Genomic DNA, 19093 nt, shown 5'->3' with positions numbered 1-19093 from the left:
CGGAGTACGCCGCCCCGTCGGCGTTCCCGGCCCGGACGGGACCAGAGACCGAGGACCAAAGACCGGTATCCCTGACAGGGGTCATTCAGTGGTTGACCTCTTACTCTGGGGGGATGAGCGCCCTCGAACCCCGCGAGGCCGGCGCCGACGTCGACACCGACGTCGCCACCGGCCCCGCCCACAGCCCCGGACCCCGTGCCGCACACGACGACACCAAGGGGTCCGTCCTCGACAGTGACCACCGGGCGCTCAGCATCGGCATCGTCTCCGTCGTCCTGCTCATCGCCTTCGAGGCCACCGCCGTCGGCACCGCGATGCCCGTCGCCGCCCGCGAGCTGAACGGCGTCTCCCTCTACGCCTTCGCCTTCTCCGCGTACTTCACCACCAGCCTCTTCGCGATGGTCCTGGCCGGCCAGTGGTCCGACCGGAGCGGCCCGCTCGCCTCCCTCACCGCCGGCATGAGCGCCTTCGCCGCCGGGCTGTTCCTCTCCGGGACCGCCGGCACGATGTGGCTGTTCATCCTCGGCCGGGCCGTGCAGGGACTGGGCGGCGGCCTCGTCATCGTCGCGCTGTACGTGGTGGTCAGCCGGGCGTACGCGGAACACCTCAGGCCCGCGATCATGGCCGCGTTCGCCGCGAGCTGGGTCGTCCCCTCCGTCGTGGGACCGCTCGCCTCCGGAACGATCACCGAGCACCTCGGCTGGCGCTGGGTCTTCGTCGGCATCCCCGTCCTCGTCGTCTTCCCGCTCGCCCTCGCCCTCCCCGCGATACGCCGGACCGCCTCGGGACCCGCCGACCCGCAGGCGCCCGTCACCCCCTGGGACCGGCGGCGGATCGCACTCGCGCTCGCGATCTCGGCCGGTGCGGGACTGCTCCAGTACGCCGGGCAGGAGCTGCGCTGGCTCTCCCTGCTCCCGGCCGCCGCGGGCGTCGCGCTCCTCGTGCCCGCCGTGCGCGGGCTCCTGCCGCGCGGCACCGTCCGGGCGGCGCGCGGCCTGCCCTCGGTCATCCTGCTGCGCGGCATCGCCGCCGGGTCCTTCATCGCGGCCGAGTCCTTCGTCCCGCTGATGCTGGTCACCCAGCGCGGTCTGAGCGTCACCCTGGCCGGGCTCTCCCTCGCCGTCGGCGGCCTCACCTGGGCGCTCGGCTCGTGGATCCAGGCCCGGCCGTGGACGGAGCCGTACCGCGAACGCCTGGTCGTCCTCGGGATGGTCCTCGTCGCGCTCGCGATAGCCGCGGCGCCGAGCGTGCTGATCACGGCGGTGCCGGTGTGGGTGGTCGCGGCCGCCTGGGCCGTCGGCTGCCTCGGCATGGGCGCGGTGATCTCCTCGACGAGCGTGCTGCTCCTGAAGCTCTCGGCGCCGGAGGAGGCGGGCGCGAACTCGGCCGCCCTCCAGATCTCGGACGGCCTCTCGAACGTCCTGCTCCTCGCGATCGGCGGCGCGGCCTTCGCGGCGCTGGGCGGTGGCGCGGTCGGCCACGCGGTGAACGCCCACGCGACGACGGGCTCCCACCCGACGGCCTTCGCGGCGGTCTTCCTGCCGATGGCGGCGGTGGCGGCGGCGGGGGCGTGGGTCGCTACGCGGTTGCACGTGGCGCGTATGTGACACGGCCGGTACCGGACGGCGTACGGCAGTACTGTCCCGGTATGGCCATGAATCTGCGTCTCCGCGACGACCAGACCGAGGCGCTGAGGCGGCTCGCCCAGGAGGAAGGGGTCAGCATGCACACGCTCGTGCTCCGGGCCGTGGACGACTACCTCGCGCGGACCGCACACGAGGCGAGGGTCAGACAGACCACTCGCGAGCAGGCGGCCAGGTGGAGCGAGCTCCTGGAGCGACTCGGATGACGTGTGTGTACCTCTCGGCCGAGGACGTCGTCGGAATCGCCCGCAGCGCGCGCGGACACGCACTGCTCGTGCACGACCTGGGGCTGGTCGCGGAGGCCGCCTACCGGCCGTCGTCGGCCCACTCCGGGAAGGACGTCTACCCGAGCGTTGTCGAGAAGGCCGCTGCCCTCCTCCAGTCGCTGGCCTACCGCCGCCCCTTCGTCGACAGGAACAAGCGCACGGCCTGGCTGTCCTGTGTCACCTTCCTCGCCATGAACGGCGTCCAGCTGCGACCGGACATCGACGCCGCGGAACGCCTGGTCGTCGCCGTCGCGACCGGTGAGACCGACGAGGTCGAGGTGATCGCGAGGGGGCTCCGCGAGCTGATCTCCTCCGACGTGAGCTGAATCGCAACTGTGCAGTCACGGCACGGTTTCATACGAGGTTCCGGCCGGGCCGCCGGTAAGGTGGCCCGGTTGTCATATCTGGACGAGCGTCGAACCCGGAGATCGTGACTACTACCACCACCTCCTCCCATCACCTCTCTCCCGCCTTCCCCGGCCGGGCCCCTTGGGGTACCGCCGGCAAGCTGCGAGCCTGGCAGCAGGGCGCGATGGACAGGTACCTCCAGGAGCAGCCCCGTGACTTTCTCGCCGTCGCCACCCCCGGCGCCGGCAAGACGACCTTCGCCCTGACCCTCGCGTCCTGGCTGCTGCACCACCACGTCGTGCAGCAGATCACGGTCGTCGCGCCCACCGAGCACCTCAAGAAGCAGTGGGCCGCCGCCGCCGCGCGGATAGGGATCAAGCTGGACCCGGACTACAGCGCCGGGCCGCTGAGCAAGGAGTACGACGGGGTCGCCATCACCTACGCCGGCGTCGGAGTCCGGCCCATGCTCCACCGCAACCGCTCCGAGCAGCGCAAGACCCTCGTCATCCTCGACGAGATCCACCACGCCGGAGACTCCAAGTCCTGGGGCGAGGCCTGTCTGGAGGCCTTCGAGCCCGCCACGCGGCGACTCGCCCTCACCGGCACCCCCTTCCGTTCCGACACCAACCCCATCCCCTTCGTCACGTACGAAGAGGGGAACGACGGGATCCGCAGGTCCTCGGCGGATTACACGTACGGCTACGGCAACGCCCTCGGCGACGGCGTCGTCCGGCCCGTCATCTTCCTCTCCTACAGCGGCAACATGCGCTGGCGCACCAAGGCCGGCGACGAGATCGCCGCCCGCCTGGGCGAGCCGATGACCAAGGACGCCGTCTCGCAGGCCTGGCGCACCGCGCTCGACGCGAAGGGCGACTGGATGCCGAACGTGCTCCGTGCCGCCGACCAGCGGCTCACCGAAGTCCGGAAGTCCATCCCGGACGCGGGCGGGCTCGTCATCGCCTCCGACCAGGACTCGGCCCGCTCGTACGCCAAGCTCATCCGTGAGATCACCGGCACCAAGGCCACCGTCGTCCTCTCCGACGACACCGGCGCCTCGAACCGCATCGACGAGTTCAGCGAGAACACCGACCGCTGGATGGTCGCCGTCCGCATGGTGTCCGAGGGCGTCGACGTCCCCCGCCTCTCGGTCGGCGTGTACGCGACGACGATCTCGACCCCCCTGTTCTTCGCACAGGCCGTCGGCCGTTTCGTGCGTTCGCGCAGGCGCGGCGAGACCGCCTCCGTGTTCCTTCCGACGATCCCCAGCCTCCTCGGCTTCGCCAACGAGATGGAGGTCGAGCGCGACCACGTCCTCGACAAGCCCAAGAAGCAGGGCGAGGAGGACCCGTACGCCGAGTCCGAGAAGGAGCTCGCCGAGGCCGAGCGCCAGCAGGACGAGGACACCGGCGAGCAGGACATGCTGCCCTTCGAGGCGCTGGAGTCCGACGCCGTCTTCGACCGCGTCCTCTACAACGCCGCCGAGTTCGGCATGCAGGCCCACCCCGGCAGCGCCGAGGAGCAGGACTACCTCGGCATCCCCGGTCTCCTCGAACCCGACCAGGTCCAGCTGCTGCTGCAGAAGCGCCAGGCCCGGCAGATCGCGCACAGCCGCAGGAAGCCGGACGACGAGGCCGACCTGCTCGAACTCCCCGCGGAGCGGCGCCCTGTCGTTTCCCACAAGGAGCTCCTGGAGCTGCGCAAGCAGCTCAACACGATGGTCGGCGCCTACGTCCACCAGACCGGCAAGCCGCACGGCGTGATCCACACCGAGCTGCGGCGGGTGTGCGGCGGACCGCCGAGCGCCGAGGCCACCGCCGGCCAGATCCGAGAGCGGATCAAGAAGGTCCAGGAGTGGGCCACGCGCATGCGGTGAGTCCCCGCGCCGGCGCACCGCCGCCGGATGTCGGTCAGGATGTCAGTGAGGCCCGTACGAGTCTGCGCGTACGGGCCTCACGCGTCCCGCGGTGACGGGACGCGGCCCGGAGACAGGCCCCCACGGCCGCCTCCGAACACCTTCCACGCTAGAGGCACGACAAAGCCGATCTTGTCAGCCAAAGTCCCTCGTCCGACCGACGAAGGTCCCGAACCGTCTCTATCCGGTCCCCGGCGCCCGGATTCTGGACGAGGTCTTCCGCTGAGCGGAGCGGGTCGCTACTGTCCCGGCTCAAAAGCAATCGCCCCGTGGCAGCGCCGCCGCGGAGCGCAGCCGGTGTACCCCTTCCTGCCGGCGGCCTCTGACGTGCGTCGCCGACGGGACCGGCGTCGCGATCCCGTGAGAGCCCGCCGCCACTCACTCCGAAGGAGAGGGCGTCGTGACCGCGGAAACCTCCCAGACGCTCGACCGGGGACTCAGAGTCCTCAAACTGCTCGCCGACACCGACCACGGCCTGACCGTCACCGAGTTGTCCAACAAACTCGGGGTCAACCGGACGGTCGTCTACCGCCTGCTGGCCACGCTCGAACAGCACGCGCTCGTCCGCCGCGACCTCGGCGGGCGCGCCCGCGTCGGCCTCGGTGTGCTTCGGCTCGGCCGCCAGGTCCACCCCCTGGTCAGGGAGGCCGCGCTGCCCGCGCTGCGCTCGCTCGCCGAGGACATAGGGGCCACGGCCCACCTGACGCTCGTCGACGGGGCGGAGGCGCTGGCCGTCGCGGTCGTCGAACCGACCTGGACCGACTACCACGTCGCCTACCGGGCCGGCTTCCGTCACCCGCTCGACCGGGGCGCGGCGGGTCGCGCGATCCTCGCCGCCCGCCAGGGCTCGCTGATCGAACCCGGCTTCACTCTCACCCACGGCGAGCTGGAGGCCGGCGCGAGCGGGGCCGCCGCACCGCTGGTCGGCGTCACGGGCGTCGAGGGCAGCGTCGGCGTCGTGATGCTCGCGGACGCCGTCCCCGAGCGCGTGGGCCCCCGCGTCGTGGACGCGGCCCGCGAGGTCGCCGACGCGCTGCGCTAGGACGGGCCCAGCGGGTCGATCAGCAGCGCGCCCAGCGGTGTCCGGGCGTGGTGGACCGATCTGCCCGTGCGGGTCGTCGTGATCAGGCCCGCCGCGCGGAGGGCCTGGGCGTGGGCCGAGGCCGTCGCGTTGCTGACGCCCAGACGGCGGGCCAGGCCCGTCGTCGTCCTGGCCTCGTCCAGGGCGCGGAGCAGCTCGGCCCGGGTCCTGCCGAGCACCCCTGTGAGAGCCTCCTCGCGCGTGCCGTCGCCGTCCGGGGCGAGCGGCAGGCCCCGGCCAGCCGGGTAGGCCAGGACCACGGGGTGCCCGGGCAGGTCCTGGACGAGCGGTCCACCCCGCCAGTGGAAGGTCGGCAGCAGGACGAGCCCCCGGCCGTCGAGCCGCACGTCCCGGCCGCCCGGGACGCCGGTGACGCCGGGCCACTCCCACACCCCGTCCCGCAGCCGTGAGCCCGGGGCGGCATGCGTCAGGGCGACGCCGAGGCCCTGCTCCGCGACCGTCAGCGCGTGCCGGGTGAACTCCGCCCGGTGCAGGTCCTGGACCATCGGCCACACCGGGGCCAGGACCGTCTCGTACGCCGCCGCCTGCGCGCGGTCCAGCGTGTTCCACGCCCTGGCGTCCCCGCTGTGCAGGGCGTGGACCCACGACGGCACCCGGCCCCCGCCCGCGTACACCCGCTCCAGCTCCGACCGGACGAACTCCGGGCGGCTCGCGCGGATCAGGGCGAAGCCCTCCTCCCGCGTCCCGCCGAGGACGTCGAGGAAGCGCGGGGCCACCCCGCCCGGCACCAGGTCCGCGAGCGGCCCGGCCGCCGCCGGCAGGGCGCGCGACAGCCTGCCCCGCCAGCGCCCGAAGAGCAGCTCCTCGTGCGGTGCGCCCAGCATCATGAGGGCCGCGTGCAGCTCCGGCACGGGCGACGGCCGGGGCGCGAACCGCACCCGGGTGAAGTCGTCCACGGTGAAGTGGATACGCAGCACCTGTCCGAACTCCTCGACGTCCGCCTGCCTTTCGGGCTGGGCCTGAACCTTCGCGCACGGCCCCGCCCCGCCCAAGGATGCCGTGCATGAACCAGCACACCGCACCCACCCGCCGCACCGTCGCCAAGGGCGCCCTCCTCGCCGCAGCCGCCACCCTGCTCGGCCCCACCGCCACCGCCACCGCCAAGGCCGCGGCACCGGCCGCCCTCCGGCTGCCCGGGCCGACCGGCCCCCACCCCGTCGGCCTCCGCACCTTCGCGCTGACGGATACCTCCCGCAACGACCCCTGGGAGCCCGCCCTCGGCGTACGGGAGGTCATGATCAGCGTCCTGTACCCGGCCCGCACCGTCCGCGACCGCCCGCGCGCCCCGCAGCTCACCCCCGCGGAGGCCGGGGAGTTCGCCGGCCTGGCGCCCATGGTGCGCCCCGGGCTGCCGGCCGCCGGCGTCGACTGGGGCGCGGTCCTCACCCATGGGCACGTGGACGCCCCGGCCCTCCCGGGCCGCCGCCCGGTACTCGTGTACAGCCCGGGCGGCGGAGACTCCCGCACCCTCGGCACGACCCTCGCCGAGGACCTGGCGAGCCACGGCCGGATCGTCGTCCTCGTCGACCACCCCGGCGACGCGAGCCAGGTGGAGCTGCCCAGTGGGATGCGCTGGACCGTCCTGCGCGGGAATCCGGACCCGGCGACCTTCCGCACCATGATCGACACCCGGGTCGCGGACATCCGCTTCGTCCTCGACCGGCTCGGGAGCCTGCCCCTCGCCCCCGTCATGGACCTCCGCCGAATCGGTGTGTACGGACACTCGGCGGGCGGCACCGCCGCCGTCCACGCACTGGCCACCGACGACCGGCTCGCCGCCGGCGTGAACCTGGAGGGATACCTCGACCTGGACCCGGACCTCCTGGAAGGCCTCGACCGGCCCCTGCTCATGTTCCGCACGGACGGATTCGCAGGCGCCGCACGCATCGCACGTTCCTGGGCGGGCGTACCGGCCCGCCGCGTCCCGCTGGCCGAGAGCAACCACTGGGTGTTCGGCGACTACGCCTTCCTCGTCCCCCAGCTCCAGGCCGCCGGGCTCGTCACTGCGGCGGCGCGGGCCGCGCTCATCGGGCCTGCCGACCCGGCGGCGGCGGTCCACGCCGTGCGGCGCGGAACGCGGTCCTTCTTCGCCCGCCACCTGCAGGCGCCCGCGCCCCCGGCCCGGGGGAGGCACGCGCCCCAGTAGATTGGATGCGTGCTCTCCAGCCTGTCTCGTCCCCGTGCCCTCGCGCTCTGCGCCCTGCCGGTCGCCGCGCTCTTCGCCGTCGTCGGGCTCGCGCCGCTGCCGTACGCGATCGCGCAGCCCGGTACGACCGCCGACGTGCTCGGCAAGGACAAGGGGCGCGAGGTCATCACCATCACCGGCGCCCCGGTCCGGCCGACCGAGGGGCAGCTGAGGATGACGACCATCCTCGCGACCGGGCCGTCCACCGAGGTCGACCTCGGGGACGTGGCCGACGCCTGGTTCCGCACCGACCGGGCCGTCCTGCCGCGCGAGTCCGTCTACCCGTCGGGGAAGTCCGACGCCGAGATCGAGAAGCGCAACCTCGGCCAGATGAAGCAGTCCCAGGACGCGGCGACCCTCGCCGCCCTCGACTACCTCAAGCTGGACCCCGAGGAGGTGAAGGTGACCCTGCACCTCGCCGACATCGGCGGACCCAGCGCCGGGCTGCTCTTCTCCCTCGGCATCGTCGACAAGCTCGACGACGGCGACCTCACCGGCGGCAAGACCGTCGCCGGTACGGGAACGATCGACGCGGACGGCACGGTCGGCGCCGTCGGCGGCGTCTCCCTCAAGACCCAGGCCGCCGCGCGGGACGGGGCCACCGTCTTCCTCGTACCGAAGGCGGAGTGCTCCGATGCCCAGGCCGAGCGGCCGAAGGGCCTCCGGCTCGTCCCCGTCACCGCGCTCAGCGACGCGGTCGCGTCCCTCCGGGCCCTGGAACAGGGGCAGGAGTCGAAGGTCCCGAGCTGCTGACGGATCCGGCGTCGGGTATGCCCTCCGCGGGCGTGGCGGGCGTGGCGTCCATTCCCCGCCAGGAGGGGAAGACCAGCGGGGCGAGAGTCGTGAGGAAGTAGAGCCCGCCGATCCCGAGCAGCGTCGGCGTCAGCCCCACCCGCTCGACCAGGAAGCCGGCCGCCAGACCCCCGAGCGGGGTCGTGAGCAGCACCCCGGCCGTACTCGCGCCCACGACCCGGCTGCGCAGCGCCTCCGGCACCTGCTCGTACATGACGGTCGTCAGGATCGGGTTGAGGACGCCGACGCCGAATCCGGCCGCCGCCAGCGTGACGAGCAGCGGCGCCGTGGTGTCGGTCAGCGCGGCCACCACGTACGGCGGGGCGCCGCCGACGAGGAACCCCGCCGCGAACACGGCCCGGCGGGGGAGACGCACCCCGACCGCCCCGTACAGCAGCGCCCCGGCGAGCGCGCAGCCGGCGAAGACCGAGACCAGCAGGCCCTGGGCGGCCGGTCCGCCCAGCTCCTCCCGGGCGTGGACCGGAAGCAGCACCGAACTCCAGCTCTGTGCCAGGCCGTTGGTGACCATCACCATGACCATGATGCCGAGCAGCAGCCGGGACCGGAACAGATAGGCGTATCCCTCGCGGAGGTCCGCCCGGTAGCGGGCGGGGGAGAGCCGGGGGCCGTCGCGCATCGGCTCCGCCGAGGGCACCCCGCGCAGGCCCGCGGTGACGAGCAGCGCGGAGAGGCCGAAGGTGGCCGCGTCGAGGAACAGGACCGTGTCGGCGCCCAGGAAGGCGACGAGCAGTCCGGCTACGGCGGCGCCCGTCATCCGCGCACCGCGCGCCACGGCGTCGTAGAGGCTCGCCGCCCGGGGGAGTGCGGTCCCGGCCCGCTGGGCCAGGTCGGGGACCAGGACGTGCCGCGCCATCTCGCCGGGCGCGTGGAACAGGCCGGTGACCGCCATCAGCGCGCACAGCATCCAGAACTCCAGGACGCCGAGGTGGTGCAGCAGCGGGATCATGGCGAGCGCGAGCCCGCAGACCAGGTCGGAGGCGATGCTGACCCGGCGGCGGCCCAGACGGTCGATGACCGGTCCGCCGGCGAGCGTGGAGAGGAGGACGGGGAGGGCCGCGCAGAAGGCGACGAACCCCGCTTTGCCGGGGCTTCCCGTGGTGTCGAGCGCGAACCACGGGACACCGATCAGAGTGAGTGAATTGCCCGTGATCGAGACGGCGTTGGCTGTGAGGACGGTGGCCAGCGGGCCTCGGGCGTTCTTCGCGGCGCCGGTATCGGCGGCGGTCTCGTTTCCCCCCGGAACGGTCATGCGGCCAAGGTGACCGGTCGGTTCGCCGGTGTGGCCATCCGCAGGCCCAACTCGACGAGCTTCCACCCCAGTTGGACGCGGAGGGGTGCGCTGGGGGCCTGCTCGGCGGCCGACCGGCGGGCGGCGGCCGCCTCGCTGTGCAGCTCGGTCGCGGTCAGGGCGTGCAGGTGCAGGTGGATGTCGGCGTGCATGGTGCGGGTTCCTTCCATGAGCGTGGATGGGCGCGCGCCGGTGGCGCGGCGGTCAGTCCTCTTGCTGGGGGAACGCGTGCAGATGGACCCGCACGCGCTCGGCGCCCGGCGCGTCCGTGTCGGCGCTGTCGCGGTAGCTGTCCATCAGTTCGTGGACCTTCCCGGTCAGCTCGCGCAGCTTCTCGATCGGCAGTCTCAGGGTGAAGTCGCTCATGTCCGAGGCGCCCTGCCAGTCCTCGTCCCAGTCGTGCCGGGTGCCGAGGTAGGTGTTCAGCTCCTGTGTGTGGATGGTCGCCATCTCGAACAGGAAGACCTCCAGGGCGCCCTGGACCTCGGGGTCCGGGTTCCTGTGGAGCGTCTCGTCCAGGGACGTCCCCTGCTGGGCCGCCTTCCACCACCGCTCCCGGCCCTTGCCGCGCGTCGGGTCGTCCTCGACGAAGCCCACGGCTGCGAGCTGGCGCAGGTGGTAGCTGGTCGCGCCGCTGGACTCGCCGAGCCGCTCGGCCAGTTGGGAGGCGGTGGCGGGCCCGTAGCGACGGAGGGCCCGCAGCAGCTGGATGCGCAGCGGGTGGGCGAGCCCGCGCAGGGAGCGCGGGTCCAGGGTGCGGCTCAGGTGCTTCTCGGGCTCGGACATGGCTCAAGCCTAGAGTTGCAAAGAAGAGGTTGCAAGGGGTTCTTTGCAACCTCTTCTTTGCAGAGACCTTTTTGCAGCGACTTCTTTGCGTCCGTCTTCTCGGCCCTACTCCTGCGCCGCCTGCTCCACCAGCGGGATGATCCGCAGCGGCACCGGGTTCTCCATCACGATCGCCGTCGACGCCCGCACGATCCCCTCGAAGCCCACCACCTTGTCGATCACCCGCTGGAGGTCGGCGTTGGAGCGGGCGACCAGCCGGCAGAGCATGTCGCCGTGGCCCGTCGTCGTGTGCAGTTCGAGCACCTCCGGCACCGTCGCCAGGTGCCCCCGCACGTCCGCCCCCTGGCCCTGTTTGATCTCCAGCGTGGCGAAGGCCGTCACCGGATAGCCCAGCGCCGCCGGGTCCACCTGCGGCCCGAAGCCGCAGATCACCCCGGTCGCCTGGAGCCGGTCGAGGCGCGCCTGCACCGTCCCGCGCGCCACCCCGAGGCGCCGGGAGGCCTCCAGGACCCCTATGCGCGGCTCGCGTGCGAGAAGCGTGATCAGCCGGCCGTCCAAATGATCGATCGCCACAACGGTCTCCCCGTGGTCAGGATGTACAAGTCGCACGGCCATACTCGCCTGCTGCTGTACAGATTGACCAGCGGAACAACAAACTCTTGCGCACCTTGCCGAACGGCGGGACATTGCTGCCATGACTGAGACCATCGATCACACCCCTTCCACCGCGCGTAAGGCCGATCCCTTCCCGGTCAAGGGAATGGACGCGGTCGTCTTCGCCGTCGGCAACGCCAAGCAGGCCGCGCACTACTACTCCACGGCCTTCGGCATGAAGCTGGTCGCCTACTCCGGACCGGAGAACGGCAGCCGCGAGACCGCCAGTTACGTCCTCACCAACGGCGCCGCCCGTTTCGTGTTCACCTCCGTCATCAAGGTCTCGACCGACCGGGGCCGCTTCCTCGCCGACCACGTCGCCGAGCACGGTGACGGTGTCGTCGACCTGGCGATCGAGGTGCCGGACGCCCGTGCCGCGTACGCCTACGCCGTCGAGCACGGCGCCACCGGCATCACCGAGCCGTACGAGCTGAAGGACGAGAACGGCACCGTCGTCCTCGCCGCCATCGCCACCTACGGCAAGACCCGCCACACCCTCGTCGAGCGCTCCGGCTACGACGGCCCGTACCTGCCGGGCTTCGTCTCCGCGAACCCGATCGTCGAGCCGCCGGCCAAGCGCACCTTCCAGGCCATCGACCACTGCGTGGGCAACGTCGAGCTCGGCAAGATGAACGACTGGGTCGGCTTCTACAACAAGGTCATGGGCTTCACGAACATGAAGGAGTTCGTGGGCGACGACATCGCGACCGAGTACTCGGCGCTGATGTCGAAGGTCGTCGCGGACGGCACCCTCAAGGTGAAGTTCCCGATCAACGAGCCGGCGATCGCGAAGAAGAAGTCGCAGATCGACGAGTACCTGGAGTTCTACGGCGGCGCCGGCGTCCAGCACATCGCCCTCGCCACCAACGACATCGTCGCCACCGTGCGCGCGATGCGGGCCGCGGGCGTCTCCTTCCTCGACACCCCCGACTCGTACTACGACACCCTCGGCGAGTGGGCGGGCGAGACCCGCGTGCCCGTCGAGACCCTGCGCGAGCTGAAGATCCTCGTCGACCGCGACGAGGACGGCTACCTGCTGCAGATCTTCACCAAGCCGGTGCAGGACCGCCCGACCGTCTTCTTCGAGATGATCGAGCGCCACGGCTCCATGGGCTTCGGAAAGGGCAACTTCAAGGCCCTGTTCGAGGCGATCGAGCGCGAGCAGGAGAAGCGCGGCAACCTCTAGTCGCCAACGCCTTGCGGGAGGGTTCCGGGGTCCGGCCCCGGGACCCTCCCGCATGTGCTCCCGGCCCATACGGGGGGTGGGCCGGGAGCACCGCCGACGGCGCCCGCGCTACTCGCGCGACGCGCCCGACGCCGCTGCCTCCGACGCTTCCGTGCCGGACGCTTCCGTGCCGGACGCCGCCGTGCCGGACGCCGCCGTGCCCGACACCTTCGCGTCGGCCTCCGGCGCGCCCTCCGCCGCCTCCTTAGGTGCCGCCGAGTCCTTCGGCTCCGCCGCCTTCGCGGAGCCCGCGGGCGGCTCCGGGCGGAGTTCCTTCGGGAGTTCGTCGGACAGCTCACCCAGGGCCGTCAGGGCCTGCTCCGCCCGCCGGGCGTGCAGCGGGGAGAACACGGGGTTGATCCGCAGCGCCTGCTCCAGATGGCGGCGGGCCGGGCCGGTCTGCCCCAGGGCACGCTCGATCTCGCCCAGGTGGTACGTGAAGAGCGCGCTCCGCAGCCCCTCGTCCGTGGCCCGCTTCGCGTACCCGAGCGCCTCCTGCGGCTGCCCGGCCCGGTACAGCGCCCACCCCAGCGCGTCCGCCACCGCCACCGAGCGGTGCCCGCGCGCCCACTCCGCCCGCAGCCGCACCACCGCCGCGGCCGGCTCGCCGTGGTCCGCGTCCAGCAGCCCCTGAGCCACCTCGCCCCGCACCCACGCACCCGTCCGCAGCCGCTCGTACAGCGCCCGCGCTTCCCGGTCCAGGCCCACCGCCTCGTACAGCTCGCCCGCCTCCAGGAGGTACTCCGGCAGCGGCAGCCGGGCCAGCGCCGCCCGCCAGTCGCGCAGCGCCTCGTCCGTACGGCCCAGGCCCGCGAGCGCCCGCGCACGCCCCGCGAGCGACGGCCCGTGGTCCCGTACGAGCCGCAGCGCCGAGCCGTACCGGGCGAGCGCCTCCGCCGCCTCGCCCCGCTCCCACGCCAGGTCCCCGAGCCGCCCCAGCGACGCCGCCTTCTCCGCGTCCGTCTCCGCCAGCGCCGCCGCGTCCAGGGCCGCCGCGTCGGCGTCCTCGCGCCAGCCCCGGTTCCGGTACGCCTGCGCTGCACGCGCGCGCACGACCGCGCCCGCGTGCAGCTCCTCCAGCTTCTCCGACGCCTTCCGGGCGGCCTCGTAGTCGCCGAGGCCGTTGTACGCGTCGATCAGGACCGGGTACGCGGGCCAGCGCCCCGGCTCCGCCTTCCGTACCCGCTCGCCCCACTCCTTGGCGGTCTTCCAGTCGCCGCGCGCCCCCGCCAGCGCCCCGAGCCCCAGCTGCGCGTCCACATTGCCCCGGGCGGCGGGCCGTTCGGCCAGGGAGCGCTTCAGCGCACGCTCGGCCCTCGGGTAGTCCCGTACGTCTCCGATCCGCGTCCCGCGCTCCGTGTACGCCGCGCCGAGCGCCGCCCAGGACGCGTCGTCGTCGGGGTGGGCCCGCAGCCACTTCTCCCGGTCGGTGATCAGCGCGGCCAGGTCGGGCAGCGCGGCCTGCGCACCGGCGTGCGCCGCGATCGTCGCCCGCTCCGCCGGACCGGGCGGGGGCGGCGGCCCCTGGCCGACGAGCTCGGGGACGTACAGCAGGGCCGTCGCAGCGAGGACCGCGCCCACGCCCGCCGCCAGGACCGTCCTCGACACGTTCTGGGTCTTCATGGCGCTCACTGTGCGCCCGCACGCGCCTGTACGAAGAGCACACGAAGCGCCCGCTCCGGCGGGTTCACACCGATGGCCCCGGGTGCCACGCTGGACGCATGGACGATCTTCTGACGCGGCTGCGCGCCGGGCTACCCGCCGAGGCGCTCCTCACCGACCCGGACGTGACGGCCTCCTACTCCCGCGACATGGCGAGCTTCTGCGCGGCCGGCACCCCCGCGGTCGTCGTGCTCCCGCGCACCGTCGAACAGGTCCGGCACGTCATGCGGACCGCCACCGAACTCCGTGTCCCCGTCGTCCCCCAGGGAGCCCGCACGGGCCTGTCCGGCGGCGCCAACGCCGCCGAGGGCTGCATCGTGCTCTCCCTGGTCAAGATGGACCGCATCCTCGAGATCAACCCGGTCGACCGGATCGCCGTCGTCGAACCGGGTGTCGTCAACGCGGTGCTGTCACGGGCCGTCGCCGAACACGGCCTGTACTACCCGCCGGACCCCTCCAGCTGGGAGACGTGCACCATCGGCGGGAACATCGGCACCGCCTCCGGAGGTCTGTGCTGTGTGAAGTACGGCGTCACCGCCGAGTACGTCCTCGGCCTCGACGTCGTCCTCGCCGACGGCCGGCTCCTGACCACCGGCCGCCGCACCGCCAAGGGCGTCGCCGGATATGACCTGACCAGGCTCTTCGTCGGATCCGAGGGCAGCCTCGGCATCGTCGTCGGGGCCGTGCTCGCGCTCAGGCCGCAGCCCCCGGCCCAGCTCGCGCTCGCCGCCGAGTTCCCCTCCGCGGCCGCCGCCTGCGAGGCCGTCTGCGCGATCATGGAGCGCGGCCACACCCCGTCGCTGCTCGAACTCATGGACCGCACCACCGTCCAGGCCGTCAACAGGCTGGCGCACATGGGGCTGCCCGACACCACCGAGGCGCTCCTCCTGTGTGCCTTCGACACCCCGGACCCGGCCGCCGATCTGGCCGCCGTCGGGGAGCTGTGCACGGCGGCGGGCGCCACCGAGGTCGTGCCGGCCGCGGACGCCGTCGAGTCCGAACTCCTCCTCCAGGCGCGCCGGCTCTCCCTCACGGCCCTGGAGACGATCAAGTCCGCGACGATGATCGACGACGTGTGCGTGCCGCGGACGAAGCTGGCCGCGATGCTCGACGGCACGTCGGCGATCGCGGAGAAATACGACCTGACCATCGGCGTCTGCGCGCACGCGGGGGACGGCAACACCCATCCCGTCGTCTGCTTCGACCACGCCGACGAGGACGAGTCGCGGCGGGCGCGGGAGTCCTTCGACGAGATCATGGCGCTCGGGCTCGCCCTCGGCGGCACGATCACCGGTGAGCACGGCGTGGGCGTCCTCAAGAAGGAGTGGCTGGCCAGGGAGTTGGGTCCGGTCGGTCTCGAACTCCAGCGCGGGATCAAGCACACCTTCGATCCGCTGGGGCTGCTCAACCCCGGGAAGCTGTTCTGAGACCTCCAGGGGTACGAGGGGTACGAGGGTCAGGTGGCCGAGGCGGGACAAGCGGCTCACAGCTCACCGTCCTGCGACTCGTCCGACGGCCACGGGTCGCGCAGCCACAGCTCGTCGGTGATCACGGTGGTCGCCAGGAGTTCGGCGAGCCCGTCGTCCATGCCGAGCCGCTCGGACTCGGTGCCCGGCGGCACCGCCCGCAGGGTCCGCTCCAGCCAGGCGGACACCTGCGCGGACGGGGCTTCGAGCAGGGCGTCCCCGTCGGGGGAGGAGAGCGCCATCAGGACGACGTTGCGGCCCTCGACCTTCGTCGGCCAGATGCGGACGTCGCCGTGGCCGCAGGCCCGGAAGACGCCCTCGACGAGCAGCTCCCGTGCGAAGGTCCAGTTGACCGGGTGGTCCGAACCGACGTGGAAGGTGATGTGGACGGCGTACGGGTCGTCGGTGCGGTAGGCGAGCCGGGCGGGGACGGGGACGGCGCGCTCGGGGGAGAGCACCAGCCTGAGCTCCAGCTCGCGCTCGACGGTGGTGTTGTCGGTGTTCTGCATGGTCGTACGTCCTCTCGTGGAGGGCCCCGGACGGGCCTTCACCAGGAGAGAGCGGGGTCCACGCCGTTCATTACGCGACTTCGGGAAGTTTTTTCGGAAAGTTTTTGAGAGCTCAGGCAGAGCACCCGCGGAGCGCCTGGATGCCGCTCGCGAGCCCGGATGCGTCGGCCCGAACATCACCATGAGTGACCGATTCCGGTCTCTGTCGCCCGAAGGCGGTCTTTCTCGTGGGCTCTTTCTTCCCTCGGGGACGTTCTTCGTTACTGTCCTCCTTGGGCGCGGCATGCCCGGGGGAGCGGCCGTGGGATCAAAGGCGTTGTGACTGAACGGAGTCGGGGCAGTGGCTACTCCTCCTGGAGGCGGCGGAGAGGTACCGCAGGCGGGGTACTACCCGGACCCGTCCATTCCCGGATACATCCGGTACTGGAACGGGGGCGCCTGGGTGCCCGGTACGAGCCGGCCGGCCCCCAAGGACGGCGAGGGCACGCCGAACCCGCCGGCCGGGGCGATCCCGGCGGGTCCGATCCTGGCCTCCGGCCCGGCGCCCGCGCCGGTGGTTCCGCAGTACCCGGCGGCGGCGCAGAACCTCGCGCCGGCCCAGAGCCGGGCTCCCGCACCGAGCCCGGTCCGGAACCCGGCCCAGGACCCGGCCCACGGCCCGGTCCAGAACCCCGCTCACGACCCGGCCCGGATCGCGGCCCAGAACCAGGGGGGCAGTCCGGCCCTGGCCCCTGCGCCCGTCCCGGCGGCCCTTCCCGCGGCCTCCGTTCCGGCGGTCGAGGAGACGGGGCCCGTCTTCTTCGACGACTTCGAGGAGGAGCCGGTGACGCCGGAGCCCTCCTCGGCCTGGCAGGCGGACACCGCCCGCCAGACCGGCTTCGGCGGCGACCGCGACCAGAAGGTCGCCTGGGGCGCGCCCCAGGAACAGCAGCCCGAGCCTCCGGTCCAGCCCCAGGCTCAGGCCCAGCCCCAGCACCCGGCCCAGCACCAGCCTCAACCGCAGCGGCGGGCCCCCGTCGTCCCCGACCCGCGGACCCCGGCCGAATGGCCCGTCGCGGGCGCGAGCGAGCCGGCCGAGCCCCACGCGGCCGCCCCGGCTCCTACCCCTGCCCCCGCGCCGACGGCGGACCCCCGGTCGACCGGGGGAGCCGCGCGCCTCGGCGGCATGCCCGTCACCCCCGCCCCCGCCCCGGCCCCGCAGCCGCAGGCGGCCCCCGAGCCGGTGACCCCCGCCCCCGTACCTTCCACGCCCTCCTGGGCACAGCAGCCGCAGCCGCAGGTCCAGCACCAGCCCCGACCCCAGCCGCAGCCCCAGGCCCAGGCCCAGCCCCAGGAACAGCAGGAGCAGCAGCAGCCGGTCCTGCCGTGGAAGCCGCCGGTCGAGGACGTGTTCCAGCAGGCGGCCCGCGCCCAGGCCGCCGCCCGCCCCGCGGGTCTCGGCAGGCGCCTGCTGGCCCGGCTGATCGACACCGTCGTCCTGGGCGCGCTCGTCGGCGCCGCGGCGTTCCCCTTCGTGACCGCCGCCCTCGACCACATCGACGGCAAGATCGAGGCGGCCAAGCAGTCCGGCACCACCGTCCAGGTCTGGCTCCTGGACGCGACGACCTCCGTGCAGTTCGGTATCGCGCTCGCCTCGCTCTTCGTCATCGGCGTCCTGTACGAGGCGCTGCCCACCGCCAAGTGGGGCCGGACGCTGGGCAAGAAGCTGTGCGGGCTCGAGGTGCGGGACATCGAGGCGCACCAGCCGCCGCGGTTCGGCGCGGCCCTGCGGCGCTGGCTCGTCTACAGCGTCCTCGGGCTCCTGGTCATCGGCGTCCTCAACGTCCTGTGGTGCCTCTTCGACCGCCCCTGGCGGCAGTGCTGGCACGACAAGGCGGCCCGCACCTTCGTCGCACGCTGAGCGGGGCAGGGCGACCGGGCCGACGAGCGGGCCGACGGCCGGGCAGGCCGCCCGGCCCGCCGGGGCGGTCCCCCGAACGGGCGTTCATCTCGTGCGGGACGGTCGCCCCCGGGATGCACTGCCCCCATGAGCACCGACCAGCCGCCGCCCGGCCAGCCGCCCGAGGAGGACCCGTTCCTCAAGAGGCCGCAGGAGCCCACACCGCCCTCCGCCGGCCAGCCGCCGCCTGAGGGAACGCCCCCGCCCGGGCAGCCTCCTGGCGGGCCTCCGCCGGGGAACCCGTACGGTCCCTCGTCCGGTTCTCCGTACGACAACATGCCGCCGCCCCCGCCTCCGTACGGGAGCGGTTACGGCGGTGGTTACGGCGGGACCGATCCGCTCTCCGGGATGCCGCCGCTCGCCGAATCCGGCCGCCGCATCCTGGCCCGTGTGATCGACTGGCTCATCGTCGCGGTGCCGCTGGCGATCATCGGCATCCCGTTCGACATCTACGAGCGGGCGACCCGGGACGGCAACGACTTCGGGGACACGGTCAACAGCCTCAACGGCGGCAGCCAGCTGGTCTTCCAGCTCATCACGATCGTCGCGTACGTCGCCTACGACACGGTGATGACGGCCAAGAACGGCCAGACGCTCGGCAAGAAGCTGATGAAGCTCCGGGTCGCGATGCTCAACGACGGCTCGACGCCCCCGATGAGCCAGTCGCTGCTGCGGGCCGTCGTGCTGTGGCTGCCCGCGCTGATCTGCTGCGCCTGTCTGTGGCCGCTGCTCCTGCTCATCCTCATCCTGGTCGACAAGCCCTACAAGCAGGGCCTGCACGACAAGGCGGCGAAGACGGTGGTCGTCACCGCCCAGTAGAGAGCGTCACGAACCGATCCGGGTATCGGCGCCCGCGCCCACGCGCGCGGCCGGTATCCGGATCTCTTCGTTCCCGAGGGAGGAAGGCGCGGGGGGAGCGGCCGGAACAGGCGCCGCGGAAGTCTTGACGGGCCTCGCCCGTACCGGCATCGTCACCGCCACGAGAACGCCGAGCAGCAGGCCCGCGGCGCAGATCACCGCGATCCCGAGGGTCGTCGTCGTACGGGAGAGCAACAGCAGGGCGACGGTCGCGAGGGCGACGGTGGCCGAACCGTAGGCGAGTTGTGCGGCGTTCGGTCGCTGCATGACAGGTACCGCCCCCTCAGGACATCGGTTCGACTCTATGACGGTGGATGCCCGGAGGGAACCAGTGGTAAGCGTGACCTAACCCACCGTGCCGGTGCACGGGGGGCGCACGGAGTCACGCGACCCGCCCGCCGTCCGCCGCGATGCGCCTGACGGACTGTCGCACGGCC

General features: G+C 72.8%; 19 protein-coding genes. 11 read left to right on the top strand and 8 right to left on the bottom strand.

Annotated elements, in window-relative coordinates:
- Positions 1-113: 113 nt before the first annotated feature.
- The 5 genes from SGA01_RS24420 to SGA01_RS24400 all read left to right on the top strand — a co-directional run bounded on the left by SGA01_RS24420 (position 114) and on the right by SGA01_RS24400 (position 5211).
- Positions 114-1607, top strand: coding sequence for an MFS transporter (locus SGA01_RS24420; protein ID WP_141298531.1), 1494 nt, complete (start codon positions 114-116; stop codon positions 1605-1607).
- A gap of 41 nt (positions 1608-1648) precedes the next feature.
- Entirely contained in the window at positions 1649-1849 is a 201-nt protein-coding gene (locus SGA01_RS24415; RefSeq protein ID WP_141298530.1) for a ribbon-helix-helix protein, CopG family, read from the top strand.
- Positions 1846-2235 carry a type II toxin-antitoxin system death-on-curing family toxin gene (locus SGA01_RS24410; protein ID WP_141298529.1) on the top strand — a complete coding sequence of 130 codons (390 nt, stop codon included), beginning with the start codon at positions 1846-1848 and terminating at the stop codon, positions 2233-2235. The genes SGA01_RS24415 and SGA01_RS24410 overlap by 4 nt, the downstream gene beginning before the upstream one ends.
- A gap of 104 nt (positions 2236-2339) precedes the next feature.
- Positions 2340-4130 (top strand): DEAD/DEAH box helicase, encoded by a 1791-nt coding sequence (locus SGA01_RS24405; protein ID WP_141298528.1) that lies wholly within the window; start codon positions 2340-2342, stop codon positions 4128-4130.
- Between the two features lie 439 nt (positions 4131-4569).
- The gene (locus SGA01_RS24400) at positions 4570-5211 is read left to right on the top strand and encodes an IclR family transcriptional regulator (RefSeq protein WP_017237054.1); all 642 of its coding nucleotides are present in this window, start codon (positions 4570-4572) and stop codon (positions 5209-5211) included.
- Here SGA01_RS24400 and SGA01_RS24395 read toward each other — a convergent pair.
- Positions 5208-6188, bottom strand: coding sequence for an ArsR/SmtB family transcription factor (locus SGA01_RS24395; RefSeq protein ID WP_141298527.1), 981 nt, complete (start codon positions 6186-6188; stop codon positions 5208-5210). The two genes, SGA01_RS24400 and SGA01_RS24395, sit on opposite strands and share 4 nt — an antisense overlap.
- An 86-nt stretch (positions 6189-6274) precedes the next feature.
- On the opposite strand from SGA01_RS24395, the gene SGA01_RS24390 reads away from it, so the two are divergent.
- A complete protein-coding gene (locus SGA01_RS24390) occupies positions 6275-7417 on the top strand; it encodes an alpha/beta hydrolase family protein (RefSeq protein ID WP_141298526.1) in 1143 nt (380 codons plus the stop codon).
- A 9-nt stretch (positions 7418-7426) separates the two neighbouring features.
- A complete protein-coding gene (locus tag SGA01_RS24385; RefSeq protein WP_141298525.1) occupies positions 7427-8209 on the top strand; it encodes a YlbL family protein in 783 nt (260 codons plus the stop codon).
- Here SGA01_RS24385 and SGA01_RS24380 read toward each other — a convergent pair.
- The 4 genes from SGA01_RS24380 to SGA01_RS24365 all read right to left on the bottom strand — a co-directional run bounded on the left by SGA01_RS24380 (position 8142) and on the right by SGA01_RS24365 (position 10916).
- Positions 8142-9518, bottom strand: a complete 1377-nt coding sequence (locus tag SGA01_RS24380; protein ID WP_141298524.1) for an MFS transporter — start codon at positions 9516-9518, stop codon at positions 8142-8144. The genes SGA01_RS24385 and SGA01_RS24380 overlap by 68 nt on opposite strands.
- Positions 9515-9709, bottom strand: a complete 195-nt coding sequence (locus SGA01_RS24375; RefSeq protein WP_141298523.1) for a hypothetical protein — start codon at positions 9707-9709, stop codon at positions 9515-9517. The genes SGA01_RS24380 and SGA01_RS24375 overlap by 4 nt, the downstream gene beginning before the upstream one ends.
- Before the next feature lie 52 nt (positions 9710-9761).
- Positions 9762-10343 (bottom strand): ArsR/SmtB family transcription factor, encoded by a 582-nt coding sequence (locus SGA01_RS24370; RefSeq protein WP_141298522.1) that lies wholly within the window; start codon positions 10341-10343, stop codon positions 9762-9764.
- Between the two features lie 105 nt (positions 10344-10448).
- Positions 10449-10916: an Lrp/AsnC family transcriptional regulator gene (locus SGA01_RS24365; RefSeq protein WP_024761701.1), complete on the bottom strand. Its 468-nt coding sequence runs from the start codon at positions 10914-10916 to the stop codon at positions 10449-10451.
- 121 nt (positions 10917-11037) lie between these two features.
- Here SGA01_RS24365 and hppD point away from each other — a divergent pair, with 121 nt between their 5' ends.
- Entirely contained in the window at positions 11038-12183 is a 1146-nt protein-coding gene (hppD, locus tag SGA01_RS24360; RefSeq protein WP_055643234.1) for a 4-hydroxyphenylpyruvate dioxygenase, read from the top strand.
- A gap of 108 nt (positions 12184-12291) precedes the next feature.
- On the opposite strand, the gene SGA01_RS42610 is transcribed toward hppD, so the two are convergent.
- Positions 12292-13845: a tetratricopeptide repeat protein gene (locus tag SGA01_RS42610; RefSeq protein WP_141298521.1), complete on the bottom strand. Its 1554-nt coding sequence runs from the start codon at positions 13843-13845 to the stop codon at positions 12292-12294.
- Between the two features lie 98 nt (positions 13846-13943).
- Between SGA01_RS42610 and SGA01_RS24350 the strand changes: the two genes are divergently transcribed.
- Entirely contained in the window at positions 13944-15311 is a 1368-nt protein-coding gene (locus tag SGA01_RS24350; RefSeq protein WP_141298520.1) for an FAD-binding oxidoreductase, read from the top strand.
- A gap of 56 nt (positions 15312-15367) precedes the next feature.
- Here the strand turns inward: SGA01_RS24350 and SGA01_RS24345 are convergent, their stop codons facing one another.
- Positions 15368-15859: an SsgA family sporulation/cell division regulator gene (locus SGA01_RS24345; protein ID WP_141298519.1), complete on the bottom strand. Its 492-nt coding sequence runs from the start codon at positions 15857-15859 to the stop codon at positions 15368-15370.
- Between the two features lie 340 nt (positions 15860-16199).
- Between SGA01_RS24345 and SGA01_RS24340 the strand changes: the two genes are divergently transcribed.
- Complete coding sequence (locus SGA01_RS24340) at positions 16200-17759, top strand: RDD family protein (RefSeq protein ID WP_141298518.1); 1560 nt, start codon at positions 16200-16202, stop codon at positions 17757-17759.
- A gap of 126 nt (positions 17760-17885) precedes the next feature.
- Positions 17886-18617, top strand: coding sequence for an RDD family protein (locus SGA01_RS24335; protein ID WP_141298517.1), 732 nt, complete (start codon positions 17886-17888; stop codon positions 18615-18617).
- A 6-nt stretch (positions 18618-18623) separates the two neighbouring features.
- Here SGA01_RS24335 and SGA01_RS24330 read toward each other — a convergent pair whose 3' ends face one another.
- A complete protein-coding gene (locus SGA01_RS24330) occupies positions 18624-18923 on the bottom strand; it encodes a hypothetical protein (protein WP_141298516.1) in 300 nt (99 codons plus the stop codon).
- Between the last annotated feature and the right edge of the window lie 170 nt (positions 18924-19093).

Source organism: Streptomyces gardneri, assembly GCF_006539185.1.
In the GTDB taxonomy this organism is placed as follows: domain Bacteria; phylum Actinomycetota; class Actinomycetes; order Streptomycetales; family Streptomycetaceae; genus Streptomyces; species Streptomyces gardneri.
Note: the sequence above shows the minus strand (reverse complement) of the source record. Positions and strands in the feature narration are given on the sequence as shown.

What these genes read in the sequence shown, in the direction of transcription:
- SGA01_RS24390 (WP_141298526.1), top strand. Translation starts at nt 6,275, where the DNA reads ATGAACCAGCACACCGCACCCACCCGCCGCACCGTCGCCAAGGGCGCC.
- SGA01_RS24380 (WP_141298524.1), bottom strand. Translation starts at nt 9,518, where the DNA reads ATGACCGTTCCGGGGGGAAACGAGACCGCCGCCGATACCGGCGCCGCG.
- SGA01_RS42610 (WP_141298521.1), bottom strand. Translation starts at nt 13,845, where the DNA reads ATGAAGACCCAGAACGTGTCGAGGACGGTCCTGGCGGCGGGCGTGGGC.
- SGA01_RS24410 (WP_141298529.1), top strand. Translation starts at nt 1,846, where the DNA reads ATGACGTGTGTGTACCTCTCGGCCGAGGACGTCGTCGGAATCGCCCGC.
- SGA01_RS24370 (WP_141298522.1), bottom strand. Translation starts at nt 10,343, where the DNA reads ATGTCCGAGCCCGAGAAGCACCTGAGCCGCACCCTGGACCCGCGCTCC.
- SGA01_RS24335 (WP_141298517.1), top strand. Translation starts at nt 17,886, where the DNA reads ATGAGCACCGACCAGCCGCCGCCCGGCCAGCCGCCCGAGGAGGACCCG.
- SGA01_RS24415 (WP_141298530.1), top strand. Translation starts at nt 1,649, where the DNA reads ATGGCCATGAATCTGCGTCTCCGCGACGACCAGACCGAGGCGCTGAGG.
- SGA01_RS24345 (WP_141298519.1), bottom strand. Translation starts at nt 15,859, where the DNA reads ATGCAGAACACCGACAACACCACCGTCGAGCGCGAGCTGGAGCTCAGG.
- hppD (WP_055643234.1), top strand. Translation starts at nt 11,038, where the DNA reads ATGACTGAGACCATCGATCACACCCCTTCCACCGCGCGTAAGGCCGAT.
- SGA01_RS24375 (WP_141298523.1), bottom strand. Translation starts at nt 9,709, where the DNA reads ATGCACGCCGACATCCACCTGCACCTGCACGCCCTGACCGCGACCGAG.
- SGA01_RS24330 (WP_141298516.1), bottom strand. Translation starts at nt 18,923, where the DNA reads ATGCAGCGACCGAACGCCGCACAACTCGCCTACGGTTCGGCCACCGTC.
- SGA01_RS24420 (WP_141298531.1), top strand. Translation starts at nt 114, where the DNA reads ATGAGCGCCCTCGAACCCCGCGAGGCCGGCGCCGACGTCGACACCGAC.
- SGA01_RS24350 (WP_141298520.1), top strand. Translation starts at nt 13,944, where the DNA reads ATGGACGATCTTCTGACGCGGCTGCGCGCCGGGCTACCCGCCGAGGCG.